Raw genomic sequence first — 21697 nt, 5'->3', positions numbered from 1 at the left:
GATAAAGTAATATTAAACTCATTATCTGAGGTTATATATGAACATGCCAAAATTACCAGCACGGCGCTGGTGGTATTTGATGCCTATTATTTTCATTACCTATAGTCTGGCTTATCTTGATCGGGCAAATTATGGTTTCGCCGCTGCCGCAGGTATTGAACACGATCTGGGCATTACCAAAGGTACGGCTTCTTTAATCGGTGCGCTCTTCTTTCTGGGCTATTTCTTTTTCCAGGTGCCTGGCGCGCTGTATGCAGTCAAACGTAGCGTGCGGAAAATGATATTTTGTAGCCTGATCTTATGGGGCTTTTGCGCCGCCGCTACCGGGTTCGTCAGTAATATTCCGACACTAATGGCAATACGTTTTACCCTTGGCGTAGTGGAGGCGGCAGTCATGCCCGCCATGCTTATCTATATCAGCAACTGGTTTACAAAAACCGAACGTTCGCGGGCCAATACGTTTTTGATTCTTGGCAACCCGGTGACGGTATTGTGGATGTCGATTGTCTCTGGCTACCTCATCCAGGCATGGGGCTGGCGTGAGATGTTTATTATTGAAGGCTTTCCAGCGGTAATCTGGGCCGTATGCTGGTGGGTGCTGGTTCGTGATAAACCTGCCGAAGTATCCTGGCTTAATGCGCAGGAAAAAACGGTACTTCAACAGGCGATGGACAGCGAGCAGAGCGCGATCAAGCCAGTGCGTAACTATGGCGAAGCGTTACGTTCACGCAATGTCATTATGCTTTGCGCCGTGCATGCCCTCTGGAGCATCGGCGTCTATGGCTTCATGATGTGGATGCCCTCGATTTTGAAAAATGCCGCGCAGATGGATATTGTCTCCGTTGGCTGGCTGGCTGCCGTGCCTTATCTCGCCGCGATCTGCCTGATGCTGACGGTCTCATGGCTGTCTGATAAATATCAGAACCGCAAGCTGTTCGTCTGGCCGCTACTGCTAATCGCCGCCATCGCGTTTTTCTGCTCGTGGATGCTGGGTAGCCACGCGTTCTGGCTCTCTTATGCGTTGCTGGTGATCGCCGCCGCCTGCATGTACGCGCCTTATGGGCCTTTCTTCGCGCTGATACCAGAACTGCTGCCGCGCAACGTTTCTGGTGTATCAATGGGGCTTATTAATAGCTTCGGCGCGCTTGGCGCATTCCTTGGTGCCTGGCTGGTGGGCTATCTTAACGGCCTGACAGGCGGCCCCGGAGTCTCGTACTCCTTTATGGCCATCGCACTGCTGGCATCGGTGGTGCTGATGTATCACGTGCGTGCCGGTAATCACTCGGCTGCAACACCGCTGACCACCGGCAAGGCGACCAGCTAAGCCGCCAGTGGTGCGTGCCTGAGCGTACTATGATATGGTTCTCTGCGGAAAAAATTGCCGTCCAGTCGCAGAGAACCTCATGAAAAACAGTCGGATGACACTGCAAGATATTGCCGATCTTGCCGGGCTCAATAAAATGACGGTCAGTCGCTATCTGCGCGATCCGAATCAGGTTTCGCAACGCAGCCGTACCCTGATCGCAAGGATCATGGAGGAGAATAATTACATTCCCAATCGCGCGCCTGAAATTCTGCTTAACGCGCGCAGTAAAACCTTCGGCGTACTGATCCCTTCTTTTCGCAATTTGATTTTTGCTGACGTGCTGGCAGGCATCGAATCAGTGACCTCGGCTCATCAGTATCAAACGCTTATCGCTAATTATGAATATGACCCCGAGCGGGAAGAGCGGGAAGTGCTCAATCTACTCTCATACAATATTGATGGGCTAATTCTCACCGGCAAGCAGCATACTGAACGGATGATGCAATACCTCCGCGCCAGCGGCATTCCGGTAGCGGAATTAATGGATCTGTCGGAAAATCCAATGGATATACAGGTGGGTTTTGATAATGAAAAAGCCGCTTTCGAGATGACCCAAGCGTTTATCGACAGCGGTAAACGTAACATCGCCTATTTTGGTTCAATGGATGATCCGCGCGATATTAGCCGATTTCGCGGCACGCAAGCCGCCCTCGCCCCGCACGGCTTAAGCGCATGGCACCTTGCCCCCAAAAGCATCTCCTCGATTACCCTGGGTCGCCAGATGTTTCTGCAACTGATGCGCGACCGACCGCAGACCAATGCTATCTTCTGTACCAATGATGATTTGGCGGTAGGCGTGCTGCTTGAATGCCAGGCACAACAGCGCAACATCCCTAAGGACATTGCAATTGCCGGTTTTCATGGCCTGGAAATTGGCCGCGCCCGACTGCAAAAGATCGCAAGCGTGGTCACGCCGCGCTATGAGATGGGTAAAGTCGCTGCGGAACTGCTTCTGATGCGGCTTGGCGGTAAAGACACCCCGGAAAGCGTGAACCTCGGCTATCAAATTTATTATGGCGATACCCTTTAACAGCCCCCTTACGGCGCAGTCGCGTCTTCCAGCGAGATAAGAAAGGTGATCGCCGCCTCCCGGTCGGTAGAGCACATCTCCCGGCTGGGCTGCAGGCTGGCGCAAACCGCGGGGCGGAGCGGCGAAAAAAAGATAAGGCATCGGTTGTCATCCGCCAGCTGAACGCAGCGGGTATTTGCAGGCTTGCCCTGTGGCATGCCGGGGATAGGGCTTGAAATAGAAGGAGCAATACAGCAGGCTCCGCAGTCCGGACGGCATTCCATAATATAGATTCTCAAACAGGCTGACGCGTAAGCTAGCACCTTTTGCCTGTACAACGCAAAACCCGGCGATTCCGCTTGCCTGGAGCGCCCTGCGCGAGTACTTTGTCGCGATATTTTCGTTAATTTTACTTCACAGGATTTCATCGATGCCAAGAGCGAACGAAATTAAAAAAGGTATGGTGCTGAACTACAATGGCAAGCTGCTGATTGTTAAAGATATCGATATTCAGTCACCCAGCGCCCGCGGCGCGGCGACGCTGTACAAAATGCGCTTTTCCGACGTCCGCACCGGGCTGAAAGTTGAAGAACGCTTTAAAGGCGACGACCTGCTCGACACCGTGACCCTGAACCGTCGCTTTGTTGACTTCTCTTATATTGACGGTAACGAGTATGTCTTTATGGATAAAGAAGACTACACGCCGTATACCTTCACCAAAGATCAAATCGAAGAAGAACTGCTGTTTATTCCTGAAGGCGGCATGCCGGATATGCAGGTACTGCTGTGGGATGGCCAGTTGCTGGCGCTGGAGTTGCCGCAGACGGTGGATCTGGAAATTGTAGAAACCGCGCCGGGCATCAAGGGCGCTTCTGCAAGCGCCCGTAACAAACCGGCCACGCTGACCACAGGCCTCGTGGTGCAGGTACCGGAATACCTCTCCGCGGGCGAAAAGATTCGTATCCATATCGAGGAAAAACGCTATATGGGTCGTGCTGACTAATTCGCTTCTAACCCTCTCCCCCAAGGGAGGGTATTGATCCGTAGCCCGGATAAGGCGGTTTAACGCCGCATCCGGGATAGCGTTGCTTTACAGCAGGTCGGGGTATTTGGTCATTTTCAGCGCCAGCTCGACGCCACGCACTTCTGCCATGCCTTTCAGGCGACCAATCGCAGAATAACCCGGATTGGTTTTCTTACGCAGATCGTCCAGCATCTGATGCCCGTGGTCAGGACGGAACGGAATTGGACGCAGATCGCCTGCTTTTTTACGCCGCTGCTCTTCGCTCAGAATGGCATCCACCACCGCCACCATATTGACGTCGCCGCCCAGGTGCGCCGCCTCGTGGAACGTTTTTGGATTCTCTTCGCGGCAGGTCGCGCGCAGGTGGGTGAAGTGAATGCGATCGCCGAAGGTCTCAATCATCCGTACCAGATCGTTATCAGCGCGCACGCCGTAGGAGCCGGTGCACATGGTGAAGCCGTTGTTGATACTGTCGACAGCCTCTTTCAGCCACTGCATATCCTCAATGGTAGAAACGATACGCGGCAGGCCAAGGATCGGGCGCGGCGGATCGTCCGGGTGCACCGCCAGCCGCACGCCAGCTTCCTGAGCGACCGGCACAATCGCACGCAGGAAATAAGCCATATTTTCACGCAGCTGCGCTTTATCAATACCGTCATATTCCGCCAGACGGGCACGGAACTGATCCAGGGTGTACCCCTCTTCGGCACCGGGCAGACCGGCAATAATATTGCGCGTCAGCTTATCGATTTCCGCCGCGCTCATGGCGTTGAAGTAGTCCAGCGCCAGGCGCTGCTCTTCTTCGCTGTAATCAGCCTCTGCGCCAGGGCGTTTCAGGATGTGCAGTTCGAATGCGGCAAACGCGATCTGGTCGAAACGCAGCGCCTTCGAGCCATCCGGCAGCGTGTATTCGAGGTCGGTACGGGTCCAGTCAAGAATCGGCATAAAGTTGTAGCATACGGTATCCACGCCGCAGGCCGCCAGGTTACGAATACTTTGCTGATAATTCGCAATCCAGGTGTCGTACTGGCCGCTGTGGGTTTTAATGTCTTCATGAACCGGGATGCTCTCCACCACCGACCAGGTGAGTCCCTTTTCCGCCAGCAGCGCCTGCCGCTGTTTGATCTCTTCAACCGGCCAGACCTGACCGTTAGGAATATGATGCAGGGCCGTCACGACGCCTGTCGCGCCAGCCTGGCGCACGTCATCTAATGAAACCGGATCGTTCGGGCCGTACCAACGCCAGGTTTGTTCCATCGTGCTATCCTCAAATCAAAGTTGTTATACCAATAAAACCCACCTTATGGCGACTACCATACATGGCTGGAAAAAGCGGTCAATTTCCCCCGCAGCAATGATTGATCCAGCTCACAATCCCGGGATATTTAAGGCATACCAATTCATTTTGCTGTCATATAACTTTACACTGGATAATGTTAATTATTAGTTAAATAGGTTTCATTCCATGCACACTCTCGCCTCTGTTACGCTGCCGGAAACGGTCCATCTCCCACAGTATGATCGCAAGGCCCTACGTTCGCGTATTGTTCACTTCGGTTTTGGCGCTTTTCATCGCGCGCATCAGGCGCTGTTAACCGATCGCGTGCTGAACGCGCAGGGCGGCGACTGGGGAATTGCCGAAATTAGCCTGTTCAGCGGCGATCGGCTGATGACGCAGCTTCGCGCGCAGGATCATCTTTATACGGTGCTGGAAAAAGGCGCTGAGGGAAATCAGGCCTATGTGATCGGTGCGGTAAATGAGTGCCTGAACGCCAAACTGGATTCCCTTGCCGCCATTATTGAAAAATTCTGCGAGCCGCAGGTGGCTATTGTCTCCCTGACGATTACCGAGAAGGGTTACTGTATTGACCCGGCAACCGGCAGGCTGGATCTTAACCAGCCGCGGATCGTCCACGACCTGGCAGAGCCGACCGCTCCCCACTCCGCGCCAGGCATTCTGGTCGAGGCGCTTTCCCGACGGCGTGAACGCGGCCTGCCGCCCTTTACCGTCCTCTCCTGCGATAATATTCCCGACAATGGCCACGTGGTGAAAAACGCGGTGCTGGGCATGGCGCAGACGCGCTCCCCGGAGCTGGCGCAGTGGATTGAAGCGCATGTCAGCTTTCCTTCCTCGATGGTCGACAGAATTGTTCCAGCGGCAACGGACGAGTCGCTGGCGGAAATTGCCCGTGAGCTGGGAGTAGACGATCCGTGCGCTATCAGCTGCGAGCCGTTTATTCAGTGGGTAATAGAAGATAATTTCGTGGCCGGACGCCCGGCGTGGGAAGCGGCAGGCGCGCAGCTGGTAGCAGATGTTCGCCCGTGGGAACAGATGAAATTACGGATGCTTAACGGCAGTCACTCTTTTCTGGCGTATCTGGGCTATCTCGCCGGTTTCGCCCATATCAGCGACTGCATGGATGATGCCGATTTTCGCGCCGCCGCGTATCAGCTGATGCTGGGCGAGCAGGCACCGACGCTGAGCATTACCGGCGTGGATTTAAACGCGTATGCCGACAGCCTTATCGGGCGTTTTGCCAACCCGGCGCTGAAACACCGCACCTGGCAAATCGCCATGGACGGTAGCCAGAAACTGCCCCAGCGGATGCTCGACAGTATTCGCGCGCATTTGCAGCGTGAGAGCGACTGGCCGCTGCTGGCGCTGGGCGTAGCGGGCTGGATGCGCTACGTCAGCGGCGTGGATGATGCGGGTAACGCGATAGACGTACGGGACCCGCTGGCGGATAAAATTCGCGCCATCGTAGAAACCAGCGACGAAGCCGAACGCGTTACCGCCCTGCTGACCCTGAGCGAAATCTTCGGCACGGATCTGCCCGTCCAGCCGCAGTTTGTGGATGCGATTCAACGTGCGTGGCGACAGCTTGCTGATTTTGGCGCTCATCAGGCCGTGCGCAACGCGCTGGGCCGTTAACATTTCCTGCCTTTTAACGGAGCGGCGGCCTCTTTCTCCGCTCCCCTTCTTCTCTTTTAAGCTATTATTCGCCAGGATTATCGCACTGATTATTGTGTAATTCCGGAGCGGACGTGACGAAAACAAACCTTATTACCGGCTTTCTCGGCAGCGGCAAAACCACGTCGATTCTCCATCTGCTGGCTAATAAAGACCCTAATGAAAAATGGGCCGTGCTGGTCAACGAATTTGGCGAAGTCGGTATCGATGGCGCGCTGCTGGCTGACAGCGGCGCCCTGCTTAAAGAGATCCCCGGCGGCTGCATGTGCTGCGTCAACGGCCTGCCGATGCAGGTTGGTCTGAATACGCTTTTGCGTCAGGGAAAACCCGATCGTCTGCTGATTGAACCCACCGGGCTCGGCCATCCCAAACAGATTCTGGATATCCTGACGGCGCCGGTCTATGAACCGTGGATAGACCTGCGGGCGACGCTGTGCATTATCGATCCCCGGCAATTGCAGGATGAGAAAGTCACCGGCAATGAGAATTTCCGCGACCAGCTGGCGGCGGCGGATATCATCGTGGCCAATAAAGAAGATCGCGCCAGCGAAGAGAGCCAGCAGGCTTTTGAGCTGTGGTGGCGTGAAAACGGCGCGGGACGCCAGCGCGTCAACGCCACCCGGGGGAATATCCCCGTCGCGCTACTGGATGAACCGCGCCTCAACCTTCGCGCACTGCCGGGCAGCGCTGAGCATCACCACCACAGCGGCGAGCGAAAAGGCCTGGCGGCATTGAGCCTGCCTGCGCACCAGCGCTGGCGGCGCAGCCTGAACAGCGGCCAGGGCCATCAGGCCTGCGGGTGGATTTTTGACGCTGATACCGTTTTTGACACTATCGGACTGCTGGAGTGGGCGCGCCTTGCGCCGGTAGAGCGGGTTAAAGGGGTCATGCGCATCCCGGAGGGGCTGGTGCGGATTAATCGCCAGGGGCAGGATCTGCATATTGAGACGCAGAACGTTGCGCCACCGGATAGCCGTATTGAAATGATTACCGCCGCCGACGCCGACTGGAATGCGCTTCAGTCCGCCTTGTTGAAGCTTCGTTTAAGTTAAGCGTTCTACTGTGGCGTCCGTTTTATTCAAAGATGGTTAATGATGAAAACTCGCTTACCGCTCATTTTACTGCTTAACATTGTTGGACTTGCGCTGTTTCTGTCCTGGTATCTGCCGGTAAATCATGGTTTCTGGTTCCCGCTGGACGCCGCGATTTTCCACTTCTTTAACCACGAGCTTGTGGAGAGCCGCGCCTTTTTGTGGCTGGTGGCGTTGACCAACAATCGCGCCTTTGACGCCTGCTCGCTGGTAGCGATGGGCTGTCTGATGCTGTGGTTCTGGCTGCGGGAAGACAGGCAGGGCCGCCGCCGCATTATTATCATCGGGCTGACGATGCTGCTGTTCGCGGTGGTTATTAACCAGCTTGCGCAGCTGCTGGTTCCGGTTAAACGCGAAAGCCCAACGCTCTTTTTTAGCGGCATTAATCGGGTGAGCGAACTGCTCCATTTCCCGACGAAAGATGCGTCAAAAGATAGCTTCCCTGGCGACCACGGCATGATGCTGCTTATTTTTTCAGCAATCATGCTGCGCTATTTCGGTAAAAAAGCGTTCGCCATTGCCCTGATTATTTTTGTGGTTTTTGCTTTCCCGCGGGTAATGATTGGCGCTCACTGGTTCACGGATATAGCCGTAGGTTCTCTTTCCGTGGTGCTGATTGGGCTGCCGTGGTGTCTGATGACATCCCTTAGCGATAAAATAATTGCGCTCTTTAATCGTTACTTACCGGGAAAATAAACATCTTTCAAACAAATTTATAACTTTAATTTCCCACATTCATCAGGAATCGTTTTCGATTCCTGATGAAAAAGCCTTTAGCCTGTTCTTTTTTCGTCATCATGCTGTAATAATAATAACGTTAGAAATTAACATCCTGCATGATTTTTAACCTAAATTGCTCACTTTTTACCCTTTCCTGATAACCGCATTTCCGTATCATAATTTCTTATAAAAAAACATAGAAAAGCGCTCGCAATGGCGGGTGCGTTAGGGTAATCTCGGTCTGCTTTTTGGCAAAAGGGCAATTATTCTCATTGCAAATAAATTTGTGCGGTCTACCACAGATTTGAAGAGAGGCAATTGTCTCATTGCATCAGGCTAATTACTCTCGCTGCGTTGGCATTTTTTATAACGATATTTATCGTTAAGGACTTCAAGGGAAAATAATTCAATGGTCAAATCTCAGCCGATTTTGAGATATCTCGTGCGGGCGATCCCCGCGATAGCAGTAGCAGTTCTGTTGTCAGCTTGCTCTACCAATACCGCAAAGAACATGCATCCTGAGACGCATGCTGTGGGCGAAGATACTTCTTCACTGCAAGCCTCTCAGGATGAATTTGAAAGTATGGTACGTAACCTGGATGTTAAATCCAGACTTATGGATCAATATGCCAGCTGGAAAGGCGTTCGCTACCGTCTGGGCGGCGAAACCAAAAAAGGCATTGATTGTTCTGGTTTCGTACAGCGCACCTTCCGCGAACAGTTTGGTTTAGAACTGCCGCGTTCAACCTATGAGCAGCAGGAAATGGGTAAATCCGTGTCGCGCACCAGCTTGCGCACCGGCGATTTAGTCCTCTTCCGCGCGGGTTCTACCGGTCGCCATGTTGGCATTTATATCGGTAATAACCAGTTCGTTCATGCCTCCACCAGCAGCGGCGTGATGATCTCCAGCATGGATGAACCGTACTGGAAGAAGCGCTATAACGAAGCGCGTCGCGTCCTGACACGCAGCTAAAAAGTCCTTTGTGCCGGTTATCCCTTGGCTGGCGCAAAATGAAATGAAGGCACTGCTTCGGCGGTGCTTTTTTGTCACTTTTTTTCGTAAAGACCTGATGCCGCAGCCCCTGTTTCAGGCTATATTCCAGCAGTTAGCCCTGCTCAATAGCCTGGCATTTATGTCGGCCGCCATACAGGTACAGAAGTGATGTTGACCCGTCATATAGACCCCCGTCGAAAAATCATTGTGCTGAGTATCGTGGCCGGGCTCTGCGCGGCAATTATCATCGGCAGCGCGCAGCTGTTTATCGCTCGTCACAATCACGAACAAAAAATGGATGCCGTCCTTGCAGGCATGCAGCGCTGGCTGAGTGATTATTTCACGGAGATCGCCAGGTCGGCCCGGTCATTGCAGCCTCTGACGACGAACGACTGCGCCGATGCAGCCAGCGAATTGACGTCGCGGGCTGCCTTTTCCATTAATGTGCGCGCTTTCTTACTGGTCAACGAGGGCACCGCTTTTTGTTCCTCGGCCACCGGGCCGATGAATGTACCGATGAAGACCCTGCTCCCCGCGCTCGATCTGAATAAAACACTGGATATGGCAATTCTGCCCGGCACGCCGATGTTGCCGGGCAGGCCGGTTATCGCCATGTGGTTTCGCAATCCGCAGGGGAACAGTCGCGGTGTGTTCGCCACGCTGAATGTCAGCCTTACCCCTTTTCTGGTTTATACCGTCAGGCAGCAGGCGCTCAACGGCATTGCGCTGGCCGTGGATCACCAGGCTATCTCAACATTCTCAAAAGAGGTGGTCGACCTGCGCAGCCTGGATGCCAGGCCTTTTCGCAGCGTACCGCTGCCGGGCCTGCCGCTGACGGTGCATCTTTATACGGAAAAATGGCAGGCGCAGGAGATCCAGTTCGCGCTGCTGTGTGCGGGTATGGCAGGCATAATCACAGCGCTGCTTACCGCTCTGCTGATGTACACCCGGGTGCGCCCCGGCAAAGAGATCCTCTCCGCCATCAAAAACAATCAGTTCTATGTGGTTTATCAACCGGTGGTGGATTCGGCTGAACTGCGGGTGCGCGGCGTCGAGGTGCTGATGCGATGGAAACACCCGACCGCCGGTGAAATTCCTCCCGATGCGTTTATTCAGTATGCCGAGGCGCAAAAAATGATTGTGCCTTTAACGCTGCATCTCTTTCAGCTTATCGCCCGCGATGCGCCGGTGCTGAAAACGCTGTTGCCCCAGGGAGCCAAACTGGGGGTAAACATTTCGCCAGGCCATCTGCACACGGAAAATTTTACCCGCGATATTGAGGCATTTCGCCGCGCCCTGCCTGAAGATCACTTCACGCTGGTGCTGGAGATAACGGAGCGGGACATGCTGCAACAGCGCGAAGCGGCGCGCCTTTTTAGCTGGCTACATAATGAAGGCTATGAAATCGCCATTGACGATTTCGGCACCGGCCACAGCGCGCTGATTTATCTGGAACGCTTTACGCTGGATTATTTAAAAATCGATCGCGGCTTTGTCAACGCGATCGGGACCGAGACCGTCACCTCTCCCGTGCTTGACGCGGTGCTGACGCTGGCGAAACGGCTCAAGATGGTGACCGTAGCGGAAGGCGTTGAAACTCCAGAGCAGGCCCGCTGGCTGCAAGAAAACGGCGTACACTTTCTGCAAGGGTATTATTTCAGCCGCCCGATGACGCTGGAGCAGTTCGTCGCCTGGCGCCCTGCCCCCTTTTCAACGCGGCGCTGAGCCGTTATTTATTTCACATCGCGCCTGGCCTCCCTTATTATTCAGCAAAGAAGCCGTTGTGCGCCCGGTGCGCCGCAGGAAAAGGAACCCGCCGATGAAGTTAGTGCGCCTGTTCATTGTCTGTTTAGCGTTCGTGGGAATGGTCTCTCACGCGCAGACGATAAAAGAGAGTTATGCTTTCGCTGTGATCGGCGAACCTAAATATGCCGTCGGCTTTAGCCATTTCGACTATGTTAACCCTGCCGCGCCAAAGGGCGGCAACGTCACGCTCTCCTGGCCAGGGACGTTTGACAGCTTCAACCGCTATGCCATGCGCGGCAACGCCGCGGTTCGCACCGATACGCTGTACGACTCGCTGTTCACCACCTCCGATGACGAGCCGGGAAGTTACTACCCGCTGATTGCCGAAATGGCCCGCTACGCCGATGATTATTCGTGGGTAGAGATTTCCCTCAATCCGCGGGCGGTCTTCCACGACGGTAGCCCCATTCGCGCCAGCGATGTGGTGTTCACCTTTAACAAATTTATGACCGAAGGGGTGCCGCAGTTCCGCCTGGTCTATAAAGGCACCACGGCAACGGCCGTCGCGCCGCTGACGGTACGCTTTAAACTTGGCGAGCCGGGCAAAGAAGACATGCTGAGCCTGTTTACCCTCCCCATCATGCCGGAAAAATTCTGGAAAGATCACAAGCTCAACGACCCCCTCTCTAAGCCGCCCCTCGCCAGCGGGCCATATCGCATCAGCAGCTGGCGCATGGGGCAGTATATTACCTACTCCAGGGTCAAAAATTACTGGGCGGCAACGCTGCCCGTTAACCGCGGGCGCTGGAATTTCGACACCATTCGCTACGATTACTACCTGGACGATAACGTCGCCTTTGAAGCCTTCAAAGCGGGGGCGTTCGACATGCGCACCGAAAGCAGCGCTAAAAACTGGGCCACGCGCTATGTCGGCAATAATTTCGACCGGGGGTACATTGTTAAAGATCTCCAGCAAAACAGTTCGGCCCAGGATACCCGCTGGCTGGCGTTTAATATTCAGCGCCCGGTATTCAGCGATCGTCGGGTTCGTGAGGCGGTTTCGCTCGCCTTTGACTTTGAGTGGATGAACAAAGCGCTCTTCTATGGCGCTTATAGCCGGGCGAACAGCTACTTTCAGAACACCGAGTACGCCGCTCGCGGCTATCCGGACGCTGACGAATTAACCCTTCTCGCCCCGCTAAAAGCGGACCTGCCGCCAGAAGTGTTTACCTCCGTTTACTCCCCGCCCGTTTCGAAGGGTGATGGTTATGACAGGCAGAACCTGCTGAAAGCCAGCGAACTGCTAACCCAGGCGGGCTGGGTGATGAAAAATCAGCGGCGGGTAAATGTGAAGACCAATAAGCCTTTTGTCTTTGAGCTGTTGCTGCCGTCTGGCGGTAACGACCAGTGGGTCTTGCCATTCCAGCATAACCTTGCCCGCCTCGGCATCACGATGGAAGTGCGCCAGGTGGATAACTCGCAAATCACCAATCGTCTGCGCTCGCGTGATTACGATATGATGCCACGCCTCGTACGCGCGATGCCCTGGCCCAGTTCTGATTTACAGATTTCATGGGGCTCGCAATATATTGACTCCTCGTATAACGCCCCCGGCGTTAAAAGCCCGGTTCTGGACGCGCTGCTCACGCAAATCGTGCGCTGGCAGGGCAATAAAGAGAAGCTGCTGCCCCTTGGCCGCGCGCTCGACAGAGTGCTGACGTGGAACTACTACATGTTGCCGATGTGGTATATGCCCGCCGACCGCATTGCCTTCTGGGATAAATTTTCCATGCCGTCGGTACGTCCTGTCTATTCGCTCGGCTTTGAAAACTGGTGGTATGACGTGAATAAAGCGGCCAGACTGCCCGCTGCCAGACGCTAAGGAGCAGAGATGGGTGCCTATATTATTCGACGTTTATTGCTGATAATCCCCACCCTGTGGGCCATTATCACCATTAACTTTTTTATTGTGCAGATTGCGCCGGGCGGCCCGGTTGATCAGGCCATTGCCGCTATTGAGTTCGGCAATCAGGGCGGACTGCCGGGCGCAGCCCAGGATGGCGCCAGCGCTTCCCATGCCCGTACCGGCGTCGGCAGCGCGCTTAGCAACGACAGCCACTATCGCGGCGGGCGCGGCCTGGACCCGCAGGTCGTTGCTGAAATCACCAAACGCTACGGGTTCGATAAACCGCTGCACGAGCGCTATTTCAAAATGCTCGGCGATTATTTGCGCTTCGATTTTGGCGACAGCCTGTTTCGCAGCGCATCGGTATTGCAGCTTATCAAAGACAGCCTGCCGGTCTCGGTCACGCTTGGCCTGTGGGGGACGCTGATTATCTATCTGGTGTCGATTCCGCTCGGCATCCGCAAAGCGGTCTACAACGGCAGCCGTTTCGATGTCTGGAGCAGCGCGTTTATTATCATCGGCTACGCTATCCCGGCTTTTTTGTTCGCCATACTGTTGATCGTCTTTTTCGCGGGCGGCAGCTATTACGATCTCTTCCCGCTGCGTGGGCTGGTTTCGGCAAATTTCGACACCCTTCCCTGGTATCAAAAAATCACTGACTATCTGTGGCATATCACCCTGCCGGTGCTGGCAACGGTTATTGGCGGCTTTGCTTCGCTGACGATGTTGACCAAAAACTCGTTTATGGATGAGATCCGCAAGCAGTATGTGGTCACGGCGCGGGCGAAAGGGGTGAGCGAAGGCAATATCATGCGCAAACACGTTTTTCGTAACGCCATGCTGCTGGTGATTGCCGGTTTTCCCGCCACCTTTATCAGCATGTTTTTTACCGGTTCACTGCTTATCGAAGTGATTTTTTCCCTGAACGGGCTGGGCCTGCTGGGCTATGAAGCGACCGTTTCGCGGGATTATCCGGTAATGTTCGGCACGCTCTATATTTTCACGCTTATCGGTCTGTTGCTGAATATCGTCAGCGATATCAGCTATACGCTGGTCGACCCGCGCATCGACTTCGAGGGACGCTGATGTTTCACTTAAGCTATGTCAATCAGGCTCGCTGGGCGCGTTTTCGCCATAACCGGCGGGGCTACTGGTCGCTGTGGATCTTTTTAATTATCTTCCTGTGCAGCCTGTTCGCGGAGCTTATCGCTAACGATAAGCCCCTGCTGGTGCGCTATGAAGGTAAATGGTTTGTGCCAGTCATCTTCAACTACAGCGAAAGCGACTTTGGCGGCCCGTTCGCCACCGCGGCGGATTATCAGGACCCGTGGCTGCAAAAACAGCTGAACGACCATGGCTGGATGCTCCAGGCACCGATCCGCTTCGGCGCGCGCAGCATCAACTACGCCTCAGACCGGCCTTTTCCGGCACCACCCTCAAAACAGAACTGGCTGGGCACGGACGCCAACGGCGGCGATGTGCTGGCACGCATTCTCTACGGTACGCGTATTTCCCTGCTTTTTGGCCTGATGCTGACCCTGTTTTCATCGGTGATTGGCGTGCTGGCGGGGGCGATACAGGGCTATTACGGCGGTAAGATCGATCTGTGGGGCCAGCGGCTGATTGAGGTGTGGTCCGGTATGCCAACGCTGTTTTTGATTATTTTGCTCTCAAGCGTGGTTCAGCCTGGCTTCTGGTGGCTGCTGGCGATCACGGTGCTGTTTGGCTGGATGAGTCTGGTGGGCATCGTGCGCGCCGAGTTTCTGCGCACCCGCAATTTTGATTACATCCGCGCCGCGCAGGCGCTGGGGGTGAGCGACCGGCATATTATGCTGCGCCATATGTTGCCTAATGCGATGGTCGCTACCCTCACCTTTCTTCCTTTTATTTTGTGCAGTTCCATCTCGACCCTGACATCGCTGGATTTCCTTGGTTTTGGTCTGCCGCTGGGGTCGCCCTCCCTCGGCGAACTTCTGCTGCAGGGAAAGAACAATCTGCAGGCACCGTGGCTGGGTATCGCCGCATTTTTGTCGGTGGCGGTACTGCTGTCGCTGCTGATTTTTATTGGTGAAGCGGTACGCGACGCCTTCGATCCTGACAAGGCGGTGTAATATGGCCACTCCTTTGCTCCACATTGATTCGCTCTCTATCGCCTTTCGCCAGCAGGAAAGCCTGCGCACCGTGGTGGACGCCCTCTCGTTGCGGATTGAGGCTGGCGAAACGCTGGCGCTGGTAGGGGAATCCGGCTCTGGTAAAAGCGTCAGCGCCCTGTCGATTCTTCGCCTGCTGCCTACTCCGCCAGCGGTCTATCCGCAGGGGGACATTCTGTTCCACGGCGAGAGCCTGCTGCATGCCAGCGAGCGGACCCTGCGCGGGGTGCGCGGCAATAAAATCGCCATGATTTTCCAGGAGCCGATGGTTTCGCTTAACCCGCTGCACAGCATTGAAAAGCAGCTCTATGAGGTGCTTTCCCTCCACCGTGGAATGCGCCGGGAGGCCGCGCGCGGCGAAATCCTGACCTGCCTCGATCGCGTTGGCATACGTAACGCCCGCCAGCGGCTGGGGGATTTTCCCCATCAGCTCTCCGGCGGCGAGCGCCAGCGGGTGATGATCGCCATGGCGTTACTGACCCGCCCGGAATTGCTGATTGCCGACGAGCCGACCACCGCGCTGGATGTCACGGTGCAGGCGCAAATTCTGTCGCTGCTGCGCGAGCTTCGGCAGGAGCTGAATATGGGTCTGCTGTTTATCACCCATAACCTGAGCATCGTTAAAAAGCTGGCCGACAACGTGGCGGTGATGCAAAACGGCCGCTGCGTGGAGCAGAACCGTACCGCCGCGCTTTTTACCCTGCCCGCGCACCCCTATACCCGACAGCTGCTTAACAGCGAACCGGCAGGCGAGCCCGTACCGCTTGATCCGCAGGCATCGCCCCTGCTGCAGGTTGAAAAGCTGGCGGTAAGTTTTCCGCTGCGTAAAGGGTTATTCAGGCGCGTTACCGACCAGAAACAGGTGGTGGAATCGGTAGATTTTACGCTGCGCCCGGGGGAAACGCTGGGGCTGGTGGGGGAATCGGGCTCGGGTAAAAGCACCACCGGCCTTGCCCTCCTGCGGCTTATCGCTTCGCAGGGGCGCATTATCTTTGACGGTAAGCCGCTGCATGAATGGAACCGCAAGCAGATGCTGCCGGTACGCCATCGCATTCAGGTCGTCTTTCAGGACCCTAATTCTGCGCTCAACCCCCGGCTCAACGTACAGCAAATTATTGAAGAGGGTCTGCTGGTGCATCAGCCGGCCCTCAGCAGTGATGCGCGTGAACAGGAGGTTATTCGGGTAATGCAGGAGGTGGGGCTGGACCCGGAAACCCGGCGGCGCTTTCCCGGCCAGTTTTCCGGCGGTCAGCGCCAGCGTATCGCTATCGCCAGGGCGCTGATTCTGAAACCGCAGCTGATTATTCTCGATGAGCCGACCTCATCGCTGGATCGCACGGTGCAGGCGCAGATCCTGGCCCTGCTGAAATCGCTCCAGCAGACTCACCGGCTGGCCTATATCTTTATCAGCCATGATTTACAGGTGGTGCGTTCCCTGTGCCACCAGGTGATCGTGCTGAAACAGGGGAAAGTGGTGGAACAGGGAGAGTGCCGCCGCGTGTTCAGCGACCCGCAGCAGGAGTATACGCGTCAGCTTCTGGCATTACGCTGACGCTCAGAAGGGGTTCTGGCTGGTAAAGGGCTCGGCAATCGCCACGCCGAAGTTTTTCAACCGGCAGGTAGCGGCAAATTCGTCCTGACAGTTAACGAACAAGCACGGTTCCCCTTCGCACTCCACCACGGAGCAGTCGACTTCGATATCGCTCAACGCCTGGCTGAGTTTGTGCATCACCGGCCAGGCGCTGTCGCCGTCCGGGCTCAATAACTTTAAGGCAACCAGTCGCCCTTCCGCATCATCATTGTGCGGAATCGGTTCAACTTTGGCACCTGCAAAACCGTCACGCCAGCGATAGCACTGAGGCAAACGGTGGATGATGGAGAGTTGTAACGTATTCACTTTTTGTCCCCGGAAATACCAATCACTTCACAAATATTTCACATCCATGTTAACACATTATTGACAAATCGTCCTGTCAGCGGCAGTGAAAAAAGCCAAACGCGCGCACTGCCTGGGCTACCGGTTCATTTCTCTTCTTTTTTATGGATGAACCTGTACCGCTTTTGCGGCTATATGTACCCGTTTCTGCGATCTATCTCAACTTTTTTTACTACAAGGATGTGACTTTTTACACAAACATATTTTACATAAAATAAACAAACAAGTCCGAGGGTAAGTGAAATTCGGTTGATATGCATCAAAAAAAGGACCGCAGGCGCAGTCAAATTGTGAGCAACGTCTGCGGGATTTATGCAGCGGTGTAGCTCGGGAAAGCGCAAGCGCACCCGGGAATCCCGGATGCGGCGTAACGCTTTATCCGGGCTACATTTAAGTGCCGGTGGGTGTAGCGTCTACGCCCGCCTGCGGGGTCGGCTGGCGTAGAGATAGAAGAGAATGGAGCTGGTGGCGCAGAAGGTCATTGAGCCGATCATAGGCCAGGCGGAGTTAAAGGTGCACATCGCGAGCAGCGCGCCGACAATCGCCCCGATACCAAAACGGAACGTGCCCGCCAGCGATGAAGCCGTTCCGGCCATATGGGGGAATTCATCGAGAATGACCGCCATGGCGTTGGATGAGACCAGCGAGACGCAGCCCACAAACGCCGCAACGCCCACTACCAGCGACCAGAAGCCTACGTCCAGCAGCGCGGTAATCACCATCCAGATAGCCATCACAAACTGCACCCATAGCCCGCCGCGGAACATCTTCAGCGCCCCGACGCGGCGCACGAAGCGCCCGTTAATAATGGTCATCACAAACAGAAAGACGATATTCAGCGCGAAGTAGTAACCAAAGTTCTGCGGCGAAACGTGGTTTATTTCGATATAGACAAACGGCCCGGCGCTCAGAAAGGAGAACATCCCTGCAAAGCTAAACCCGCTCGCCAGCATATAGCTCAGCACGCGCTTATGGCGAAACAGCGTGGCGAAGTTACCCACCGTGGTTCGCAGGTGAAACGGCTGATGACGCTCCGGCGGTAGCGTTTCCCGAATAAAAATGGCGATCATCGCCGAGGCCAGCAGCGCGGCAATCGCCAGGATCCAGAAAATGGCGTGCCAGTTAAACCAGATGAGCACCGCCCCGCCGATCATCGGCGCCAGCAGCGGCGCGATGGTGGTCACCAGCATTACGAACGACATCATGCGCGAGAACTCCTCGCGGGGGAACATATCGCGCATTAAGGCGTTAATCACCACGCTTGCCGCCGCTGCCGCCAGCCCGTGCAAAAAGCGCATGGTAATAAGCTGATCGACGGTTTGCGCCAGCGCACAGGCTACCGCGGCGGCGGCGAAGATCAGCGTGCCGCCGAGGATGACCGGCTTACGCCCGATGCTGTCGGCCATGGGCCCATAGACCAGTTGCCCCAGCGCAAACCCCAGAATATAGCTACTCAGGGTCATCTGCGCGCTGCCTGCCGGCACGTTAAACTGCTCAGAGATAACCGGCAGAGCAGGCAGATACATATCAATAGAGAGCGGCATCAGCATGGCCAGCAGGCCAATGATGAAGATGAAGTTCAACGATGAGTGTGGCCTGGTGGTCACGACAAACTCCTGTGATTAACGAGAGGTCAAACCGACACTGGCGATTTCATCTGCGGTCAGCGCGCGGTATTCACCGGGCGCAAGGCTCTCATCAAGCGTTATTGCGCCGATGCGCTCACGATGCAGCCCCACCACATGGTTGCCCACGGCGGCGAACATCCGTTTCACCTGGTGATAGCGCCCTTCGCTGATGGTCAGGCGTACTTCGGTCGGCGTTATCACTTCCAGCTGCGCCGGGCGGGTCAGCTCTTTTTCATTGTGTAACTGAACGCCTTCGGCGAAGCGCGCCGCGGTATCGTCAGCGACAGGGGACTCCAGAGTGACCAGATAGGTCTTTTCGCAGTGATGGCGCGGCGAGGTAATGCGGTGCGACCACTGCCCGTCATCGGTCATCAGCACCAGACCGGTCGTGTCGATATCCAGGCGGCCTGCGGCGTGCAGCTTGTGGGCAACCGGCTCATCAAGAAAATAGAGGACTGTCGGATGATCGGGGTCGTCCGTCGAGCAGACGTAACCTTCCGGTTTATACAGCATGAAATAGCGCGGGCCGGTCTGCTGGACAAGGGTGTTGCCGTCGTACTCCACCTCATGTTCGGGCTGCAGTTTAAACGCGGAGTCTTTAATGATGTCGCCATCTACCGTGACGCGGCTGGCGCGGATTTCACGCCCGGCAATGGCACGGCTCACGCCGAGTTGCTGAGCGATAAACTTATCAAGTCGCATGAAATTGTTTTGCCTGTATGCTGCTGGAAGCAGGACTTTCGTCCAAAAAGAAGAATGTATGGTTTACCCTGTCAGTATAACGGCCATTCCGCCCCGCTCAAGGGAAAGATTCGTGGCATAATAGGGGGATGACGTTAATACCTGCAAAGACCATGACATTTACCCTTCGCCCCTACCAGCGCGAGGCGGTTGACGCCACCCTCGCCCACTTTCGCCGCCACGCCGAACCCGCCGTTATTGTCCTGCCTACCGGGGCGGGCAAAAGCCTGGTGATAGCCGAACTGGCGCGCGTTGCCCGCGGGCGGGTATTGGTGCTGGCCCATGTAAAAGAGCTGGTCGCGCAAAACCACGCCAAGTACATCGCGCTGGGACTGCCTGCGGATATCTTCGCCGCCGGGCTAAAGCGCAAGCAAAGCCACGGCAAAGTGGTGTTTGGCAGCGTGCAGTCGGTGGCACGTAACCTGGAGCAGTTCCAGGGGGAATTTTCCTTGTTGATCGTTGATGAATGTCACCGTATCAGCGACGACGACGACAGCCAGTATCAGCAAATTTTGCAGCATCTGCGCAGCGTCAACCCGCAGGTGCGGCTACTCGGCCTGACCGCCACCCCCTTCCGGCTGGGAAAAGGCTGGATCTACCGCTTTCATTATCACGGCATGGTACGCGGGGCGGAGAACGCGCTTTTCCGCGACTGCATTTACGAGCTGCCGCTGCGCTATATGATCAAGCACGGCTACCTGACGCCGCCGGAGCGGCTCGATATGCCGGTCGTGCAGTATGATTTCAGCCGCCTGCAGGCGCAGAGCAACGGCCTGTTTAGCGAAGCCGATCTTAACCGCGAGCTAAAAAAGCAGCGCCGCATTACGCCGCATATTGTCAGCCAGATTATTGAATTTGCCGCCGCGCGCCAGGGGGTGATGATTTTTGCCGCTACCGTGGAACACGCGCATGAGGTTTTTGGCCTGCTGCCTGCGGGCGAAGCGGCGCTCATTACCGGCGAGACGCCAGGCCCGCAGCGCGATGAACTGATTCAGGCTTTTAAAGACCGACGCTTTCGCTACCTGGTCAACGTTTCGGTGTTGACCACCGGCTTTGACGCGCCGCATGTGGATCTTATCGCCATACTCCGCCCGACGGAGTCCGTCAGCCTGTATCAGCAAATTGTCGGGCGCGGCCTGCGCCTCTCGCCCGGCAAGACCGACTGCCTGATCCTGGATTACGCCGGTAATCCCCACGATCTCTATACCCCGGAGGTGGGCGCGCCGAAAGGCAAAAGCGATAACGTGCCGGTGCAGGTTTTCTGCCCCGCCTGCGGGTTTGCGAATACTTTCTGGGGAAAGACAACCGCCGACGGCACGCTGATTGAACATTTTGGCCGCCGCTGTCAGGGGTGGCTGGAAGATGACGACGGCACGCGGGAGCAGTGCGATTACCGTTTTCGCTTTAAAAACTGCCCGCAGTGTAACGCCGAGAATGACATTGCCGCCCGCCGCTGCCGCTGCTGCGACACGGTGCTGGTGGACCCGGACGATATGCTGAAAGCGGCGCTGAAGCTAAAAGACGCGCTGGTGCTGCGCTGTAGCGGCATGACGCTGTACCACGGGGCGGATGAGAAAGGCGAATGGCTGAAAATTACCTACTACGATGAGGACGGCGCGGACGTCAGCGAACGTTACCGCCTGCAGACGCCTGCCCAGCGCACCGCCTTCGAGCAGCTTTTTATGCGCCCGCACACCCGCACGCCTGGCGTGCCCCTGCGCTGGATACAGGCGGCGGATATCGTGGCGCAGCAGGCGCTGTTACGCCACCCGGATTTTGTGGTGGCGCGTAAAAAGGGGCAGTTCTGGCAGGTGCGGGAAAAAGTGTTTGACTACGAAGGTCGCTTTCGCCGCGCCAACGAGCTGCGCGGCTGACTTTTGCGCCGCCAGCGGCGCTTTTCGTTGCCGCCCGGAAGATTTTCGGCTATAGTGTCGCCCGCTTTTGCATCCGCAAAGCAGATCATTCGCCTGTTGCTGGGTCGCCTGTAGCAGGCACTATTAAAGAGAATTGTCATGACCACTATTAACGCAGAAGTACGTAAAGAGCAGGGTAAGGGTGCGAGCCGCCGCCTGCGCGCAGCTAACAAATTCCCGGCTATCGTTTACGGCGGGAAAGAAGAGCCGATCGCTATCGAACTGGACCACGATAAAGTTTGGAACATGCAGACTAAACCTGAGTTCTACAGCGACGTTCTGACCCTGGCTGTCGACGGCAAAGAAGTTAAAGTGAAAGTTCAGGCTGTACAGCGTCACGCGTTCAAGCCGAAACTGACTCACATCGACTTCGTTCGCGCTTAATCGCCGACAAGCTGTGAAAAAACCCCGCGCTGCGGGGTTTTTTTTGAGTTTGTTAACAAACCTGAGTGACGAAAGAGCGGCACAATGACGGTAGCCCGGATAAGGCATTTCGCCGCAA

General features: G+C 55.6%; 19 protein-coding genes. 14 read left to right on the top strand and 5 right to left on the bottom strand.

The window, feature by feature from the left end; all coding sequences use genetic code 11:
• Positions 1-37 precede the first annotated feature (37 nt).
• Together ENTHG_RS02080 and idnR are read left to right on the top strand one after the other, a co-directional pair.
• Complete coding sequence (locus tag ENTHG_RS02080) at positions 38-1324, top strand: MFS transporter (RefSeq protein ID WP_044172981.1); 1287 nt, start codon at positions 38-40, stop codon at positions 1322-1324.
• A 79-nt stretch (positions 1325-1403) separates the two neighbouring features.
• On the top strand, positions 1404-2396 hold the full coding sequence (idnR, locus tag ENTHG_RS02075; protein ID WP_044172980.1) for a DNA-binding transcriptional regulator IdnR: 993 nt from the start codon (positions 1404-1406) through the stop codon (positions 2394-2396).
• Positions 2397-2404: 8 nt separating this feature from the next.
• On the opposite strand, the gene ENTHG_RS02070 is transcribed toward idnR, so the two are convergent.
• Positions 2405-2659, bottom strand: a complete 255-nt coding sequence (locus ENTHG_RS02070) for a YkgJ family cysteine cluster protein (RefSeq protein ID WP_044172978.1) — start codon at positions 2657-2659, stop codon at positions 2405-2407.
• 146 nt (positions 2660-2805) lie between these two features.
• Here ENTHG_RS02070 and yeiP point away from each other — a divergent pair, with 146 nt between their 5' ends.
• Entirely contained in the window at positions 2806-3378 is a 573-nt protein-coding gene (yeiP, locus tag ENTHG_RS02065; protein ID WP_044172975.1) for an elongation factor P-like protein YeiP, read from the top strand.
• A gap of 87 nt (positions 3379-3465) precedes the next feature.
• On the opposite strand, the gene uxuA is transcribed toward yeiP, so the two are convergent.
• Positions 3466-4656 (bottom strand): mannonate dehydratase, encoded by a 1191-nt coding sequence (gene uxuA, locus ENTHG_RS02060; RefSeq protein WP_044172974.1) that lies wholly within the window; start codon positions 4654-4656, stop codon positions 3466-3468.
• A gap of 208 nt (positions 4657-4864) precedes the next feature.
• On the opposite strand from uxuA, the gene ENTHG_RS02055 reads away from it, so the two are divergent.
• The 9 genes from ENTHG_RS02055 (at position 4865) to yejF (ending at position 16529) form a co-directional block, all read left to right on the top strand.
• Positions 4865-6331, top strand: coding sequence for a mannitol dehydrogenase family protein (locus ENTHG_RS02055; protein ID WP_044172972.1), 1467 nt, complete (start codon positions 4865-4867; stop codon positions 6329-6331).
• A 113-nt stretch (positions 6332-6444) separates the two neighbouring features.
• Positions 6445-7422 (top strand): CobW family GTP-binding protein, encoded by a 978-nt coding sequence (locus ENTHG_RS02050; protein WP_044172970.1) that lies wholly within the window; start codon positions 6445-6447, stop codon positions 7420-7422.
• Between the two features lie 42 nt (positions 7423-7464).
• The gene (locus ENTHG_RS02045; RefSeq protein WP_044178872.1) at positions 7465-8157 is read left to right on the top strand and encodes a phosphatase PAP2 family protein; all 693 of its coding nucleotides are present in this window, start codon (positions 7465-7467) and stop codon (positions 8155-8157) included.
• Between the two features lie 433 nt (positions 8158-8590).
• A complete protein-coding gene (gene mepS, locus ENTHG_RS02040; protein WP_044172968.1) occupies positions 8591-9154 on the top strand; it encodes a bifunctional murein DD-endopeptidase/murein LD-carboxypeptidase in 564 nt (187 codons plus the stop codon).
• 189 nt (positions 9155-9343) lie between these two features.
• Positions 9344-10900 (top strand): cyclic di-GMP phosphodiesterase, encoded by a 1557-nt coding sequence (locus tag ENTHG_RS02035; RefSeq protein ID WP_044172966.1) that lies wholly within the window; start codon positions 9344-9346, stop codon positions 10898-10900.
• A gap of 139 nt (positions 10901-11039) precedes the next feature.
• Entirely contained in the window at positions 11040-12803 is a 1764-nt protein-coding gene (locus ENTHG_RS02030) for an extracellular solute-binding protein (protein ID WP_425325296.1), read from the top strand.
• Between the two features lie 9 nt (positions 12804-12812).
• Positions 12813-13913, top strand: a complete 1101-nt coding sequence (locus ENTHG_RS02025) for a microcin C ABC transporter permease YejB (protein ID WP_044172963.1) — start codon at positions 12813-12815, stop codon at positions 13911-13913.
• Complete coding sequence (locus ENTHG_RS02020; RefSeq protein ID WP_044172962.1) at positions 13913-14938, top strand: microcin C ABC transporter permease; 1026 nt, start codon at positions 13913-13915, stop codon at positions 14936-14938. The genes ENTHG_RS02025 and ENTHG_RS02020 overlap by 1 nt, the downstream gene beginning before the upstream one ends.
• Before the next feature lies 1 nt (position 14939).
• Complete coding sequence (yejF, locus tag ENTHG_RS02015) at positions 14940-16529, top strand: microcin C ABC transporter ATP-binding protein YejF (protein ID WP_044172959.1); 1590 nt, start codon at positions 14940-14942, stop codon at positions 16527-16529.
• Between the two features lie 3 nt (positions 16530-16532).
• Here the strand turns inward: yejF and ENTHG_RS02010 are convergent, their stop codons facing one another.
• The 3 genes from ENTHG_RS02010 to rsuA all read right to left on the bottom strand — a co-directional run bounded on the left by ENTHG_RS02010 (position 16533) and on the right by rsuA (position 19243).
• On the bottom strand, positions 16533-16874 hold the full coding sequence (locus tag ENTHG_RS02010; protein ID WP_044172956.1) for a YejG family protein: 342 nt from the start codon (positions 16872-16874) through the stop codon (positions 16533-16535).
• Positions 16875-17326: 452 nt separating this feature from the next.
• Positions 17327-18520 (bottom strand): Bcr/CflA family multidrug efflux MFS transporter, encoded by a 1194-nt coding sequence (locus ENTHG_RS02005; RefSeq protein WP_044172953.1) that lies wholly within the window; start codon positions 18518-18520, stop codon positions 17327-17329.
• 15 nt (positions 18521-18535) lie between these two features.
• A complete protein-coding gene (gene rsuA, locus ENTHG_RS02000) occupies positions 18536-19243 on the bottom strand; it encodes a 16S rRNA pseudouridine(516) synthase RsuA (protein ID WP_044172950.1) in 708 nt (235 codons plus the stop codon).
• A gap of 152 nt (positions 19244-19395) precedes the next feature.
• Here rsuA and radD point away from each other — a divergent pair, with 152 nt between their 5' ends.
• Positions 19396-21156, top strand: coding sequence for a DNA repair helicase RadD (radD, locus tag ENTHG_RS01995; protein WP_044172947.1), 1761 nt, complete (start codon positions 19396-19398; stop codon positions 21154-21156).
• A 138-nt stretch (positions 21157-21294) separates the two neighbouring features.
• Positions 21295-21579: a 50S ribosomal protein L25 gene (gene rplY / locus ENTHG_RS01990; protein ID WP_044172943.1), complete on the top strand. Its 285-nt coding sequence runs from the start codon at positions 21295-21297 to the stop codon at positions 21577-21579.
• Positions 21580-21697: the final 118 nt, after the last annotated feature.

It is taken from the genome of Phytobacter massiliensis JC163 (genome assembly GCF_000321045.1).
Lineage (GTDB): Bacteria > Pseudomonadota > Gammaproteobacteria > Enterobacterales > Enterobacteriaceae > Phytobacter_A > Phytobacter_A massiliensis.
The sequence above is the reverse complement of the archived record's forward strand: the minus strand, read 5'-3'. Positions and strand labels throughout refer to the sequence as shown.

Excerpts from the sequence above, each read along its gene's own strand:
- ENTHG_RS02080 (WP_044172981.1), top strand. The coding sequence starts at position 38 with ATGAACATGCCAAAATTACCAGCACGGCGCTGGTGGTATTTGATGCCT.
- idnR (WP_044172980.1), top strand. The coding sequence starts at position 1,404 with ATGAAAAACAGTCGGATGACACTGCAAGATATTGCCGATCTTGCCGGG.
- ENTHG_RS02070 (WP_044172978.1), bottom strand. The coding sequence starts at position 2,659 with ATGGAATGCCGTCCGGACTGCGGAGCCTGCTGTATTGCTCCTTCTATT.
- yeiP (WP_044172975.1), top strand. The coding sequence starts at position 2,806 with ATGCCAAGAGCGAACGAAATTAAAAAAGGTATGGTGCTGAACTACAAT.
- uxuA (WP_044172974.1), bottom strand. The coding sequence starts at position 4,656 with ATGGAACAAACCTGGCGTTGGTACGGCCCGAACGATCCGGTTTCATTA.
- ENTHG_RS02055 (WP_044172972.1), top strand. The coding sequence starts at position 4,865 with ATGCACACTCTCGCCTCTGTTACGCTGCCGGAAACGGTCCATCTCCCA.
- ENTHG_RS02045 (WP_044178872.1), top strand. The coding sequence starts at position 7,465 with ATGAAAACTCGCTTACCGCTCATTTTACTGCTTAACATTGTTGGACTT.
- mepS (WP_044172968.1), top strand. The coding sequence starts at position 8,591 with ATGGTCAAATCTCAGCCGATTTTGAGATATCTCGTGCGGGCGATCCCC.
- ENTHG_RS02035 (WP_044172966.1), top strand. The coding sequence starts at position 9,344 with ATGTTGACCCGTCATATAGACCCCCGTCGAAAAATCATTGTGCTGAGT.
- ENTHG_RS02030 (WP_425325296.1), top strand. The coding sequence starts at position 11,040 with ATGGTCTCTCACGCGCAGACGATAAAAGAGAGTTATGCTTTCGCTGTG.
- ENTHG_RS02025 (WP_044172963.1), top strand. The coding sequence starts at position 12,813 with ATGGGTGCCTATATTATTCGACGTTTATTGCTGATAATCCCCACCCTG.
- ENTHG_RS02020 (WP_044172962.1), top strand. The coding sequence starts at position 13,913 with ATGTTTCACTTAAGCTATGTCAATCAGGCTCGCTGGGCGCGTTTTCGC.
- yejF (WP_044172959.1), top strand. The coding sequence starts at position 14,940 with ATGGCCACTCCTTTGCTCCACATTGATTCGCTCTCTATCGCCTTTCGC.
- rsuA (WP_044172950.1), bottom strand. The coding sequence starts at position 19,243 with ATGCGACTTGATAAGTTTATCGCTCAGCAACTCGGCGTGAGCCGTGCC.
- radD (WP_044172947.1), top strand. The coding sequence starts at position 19,396 with ATGACATTTACCCTTCGCCCCTACCAGCGCGAGGCGGTTGACGCCACC.
- rplY (WP_044172943.1), top strand. The coding sequence starts at position 21,295 with ATGACCACTATTAACGCAGAAGTACGTAAAGAGCAGGGTAAGGGTGCG.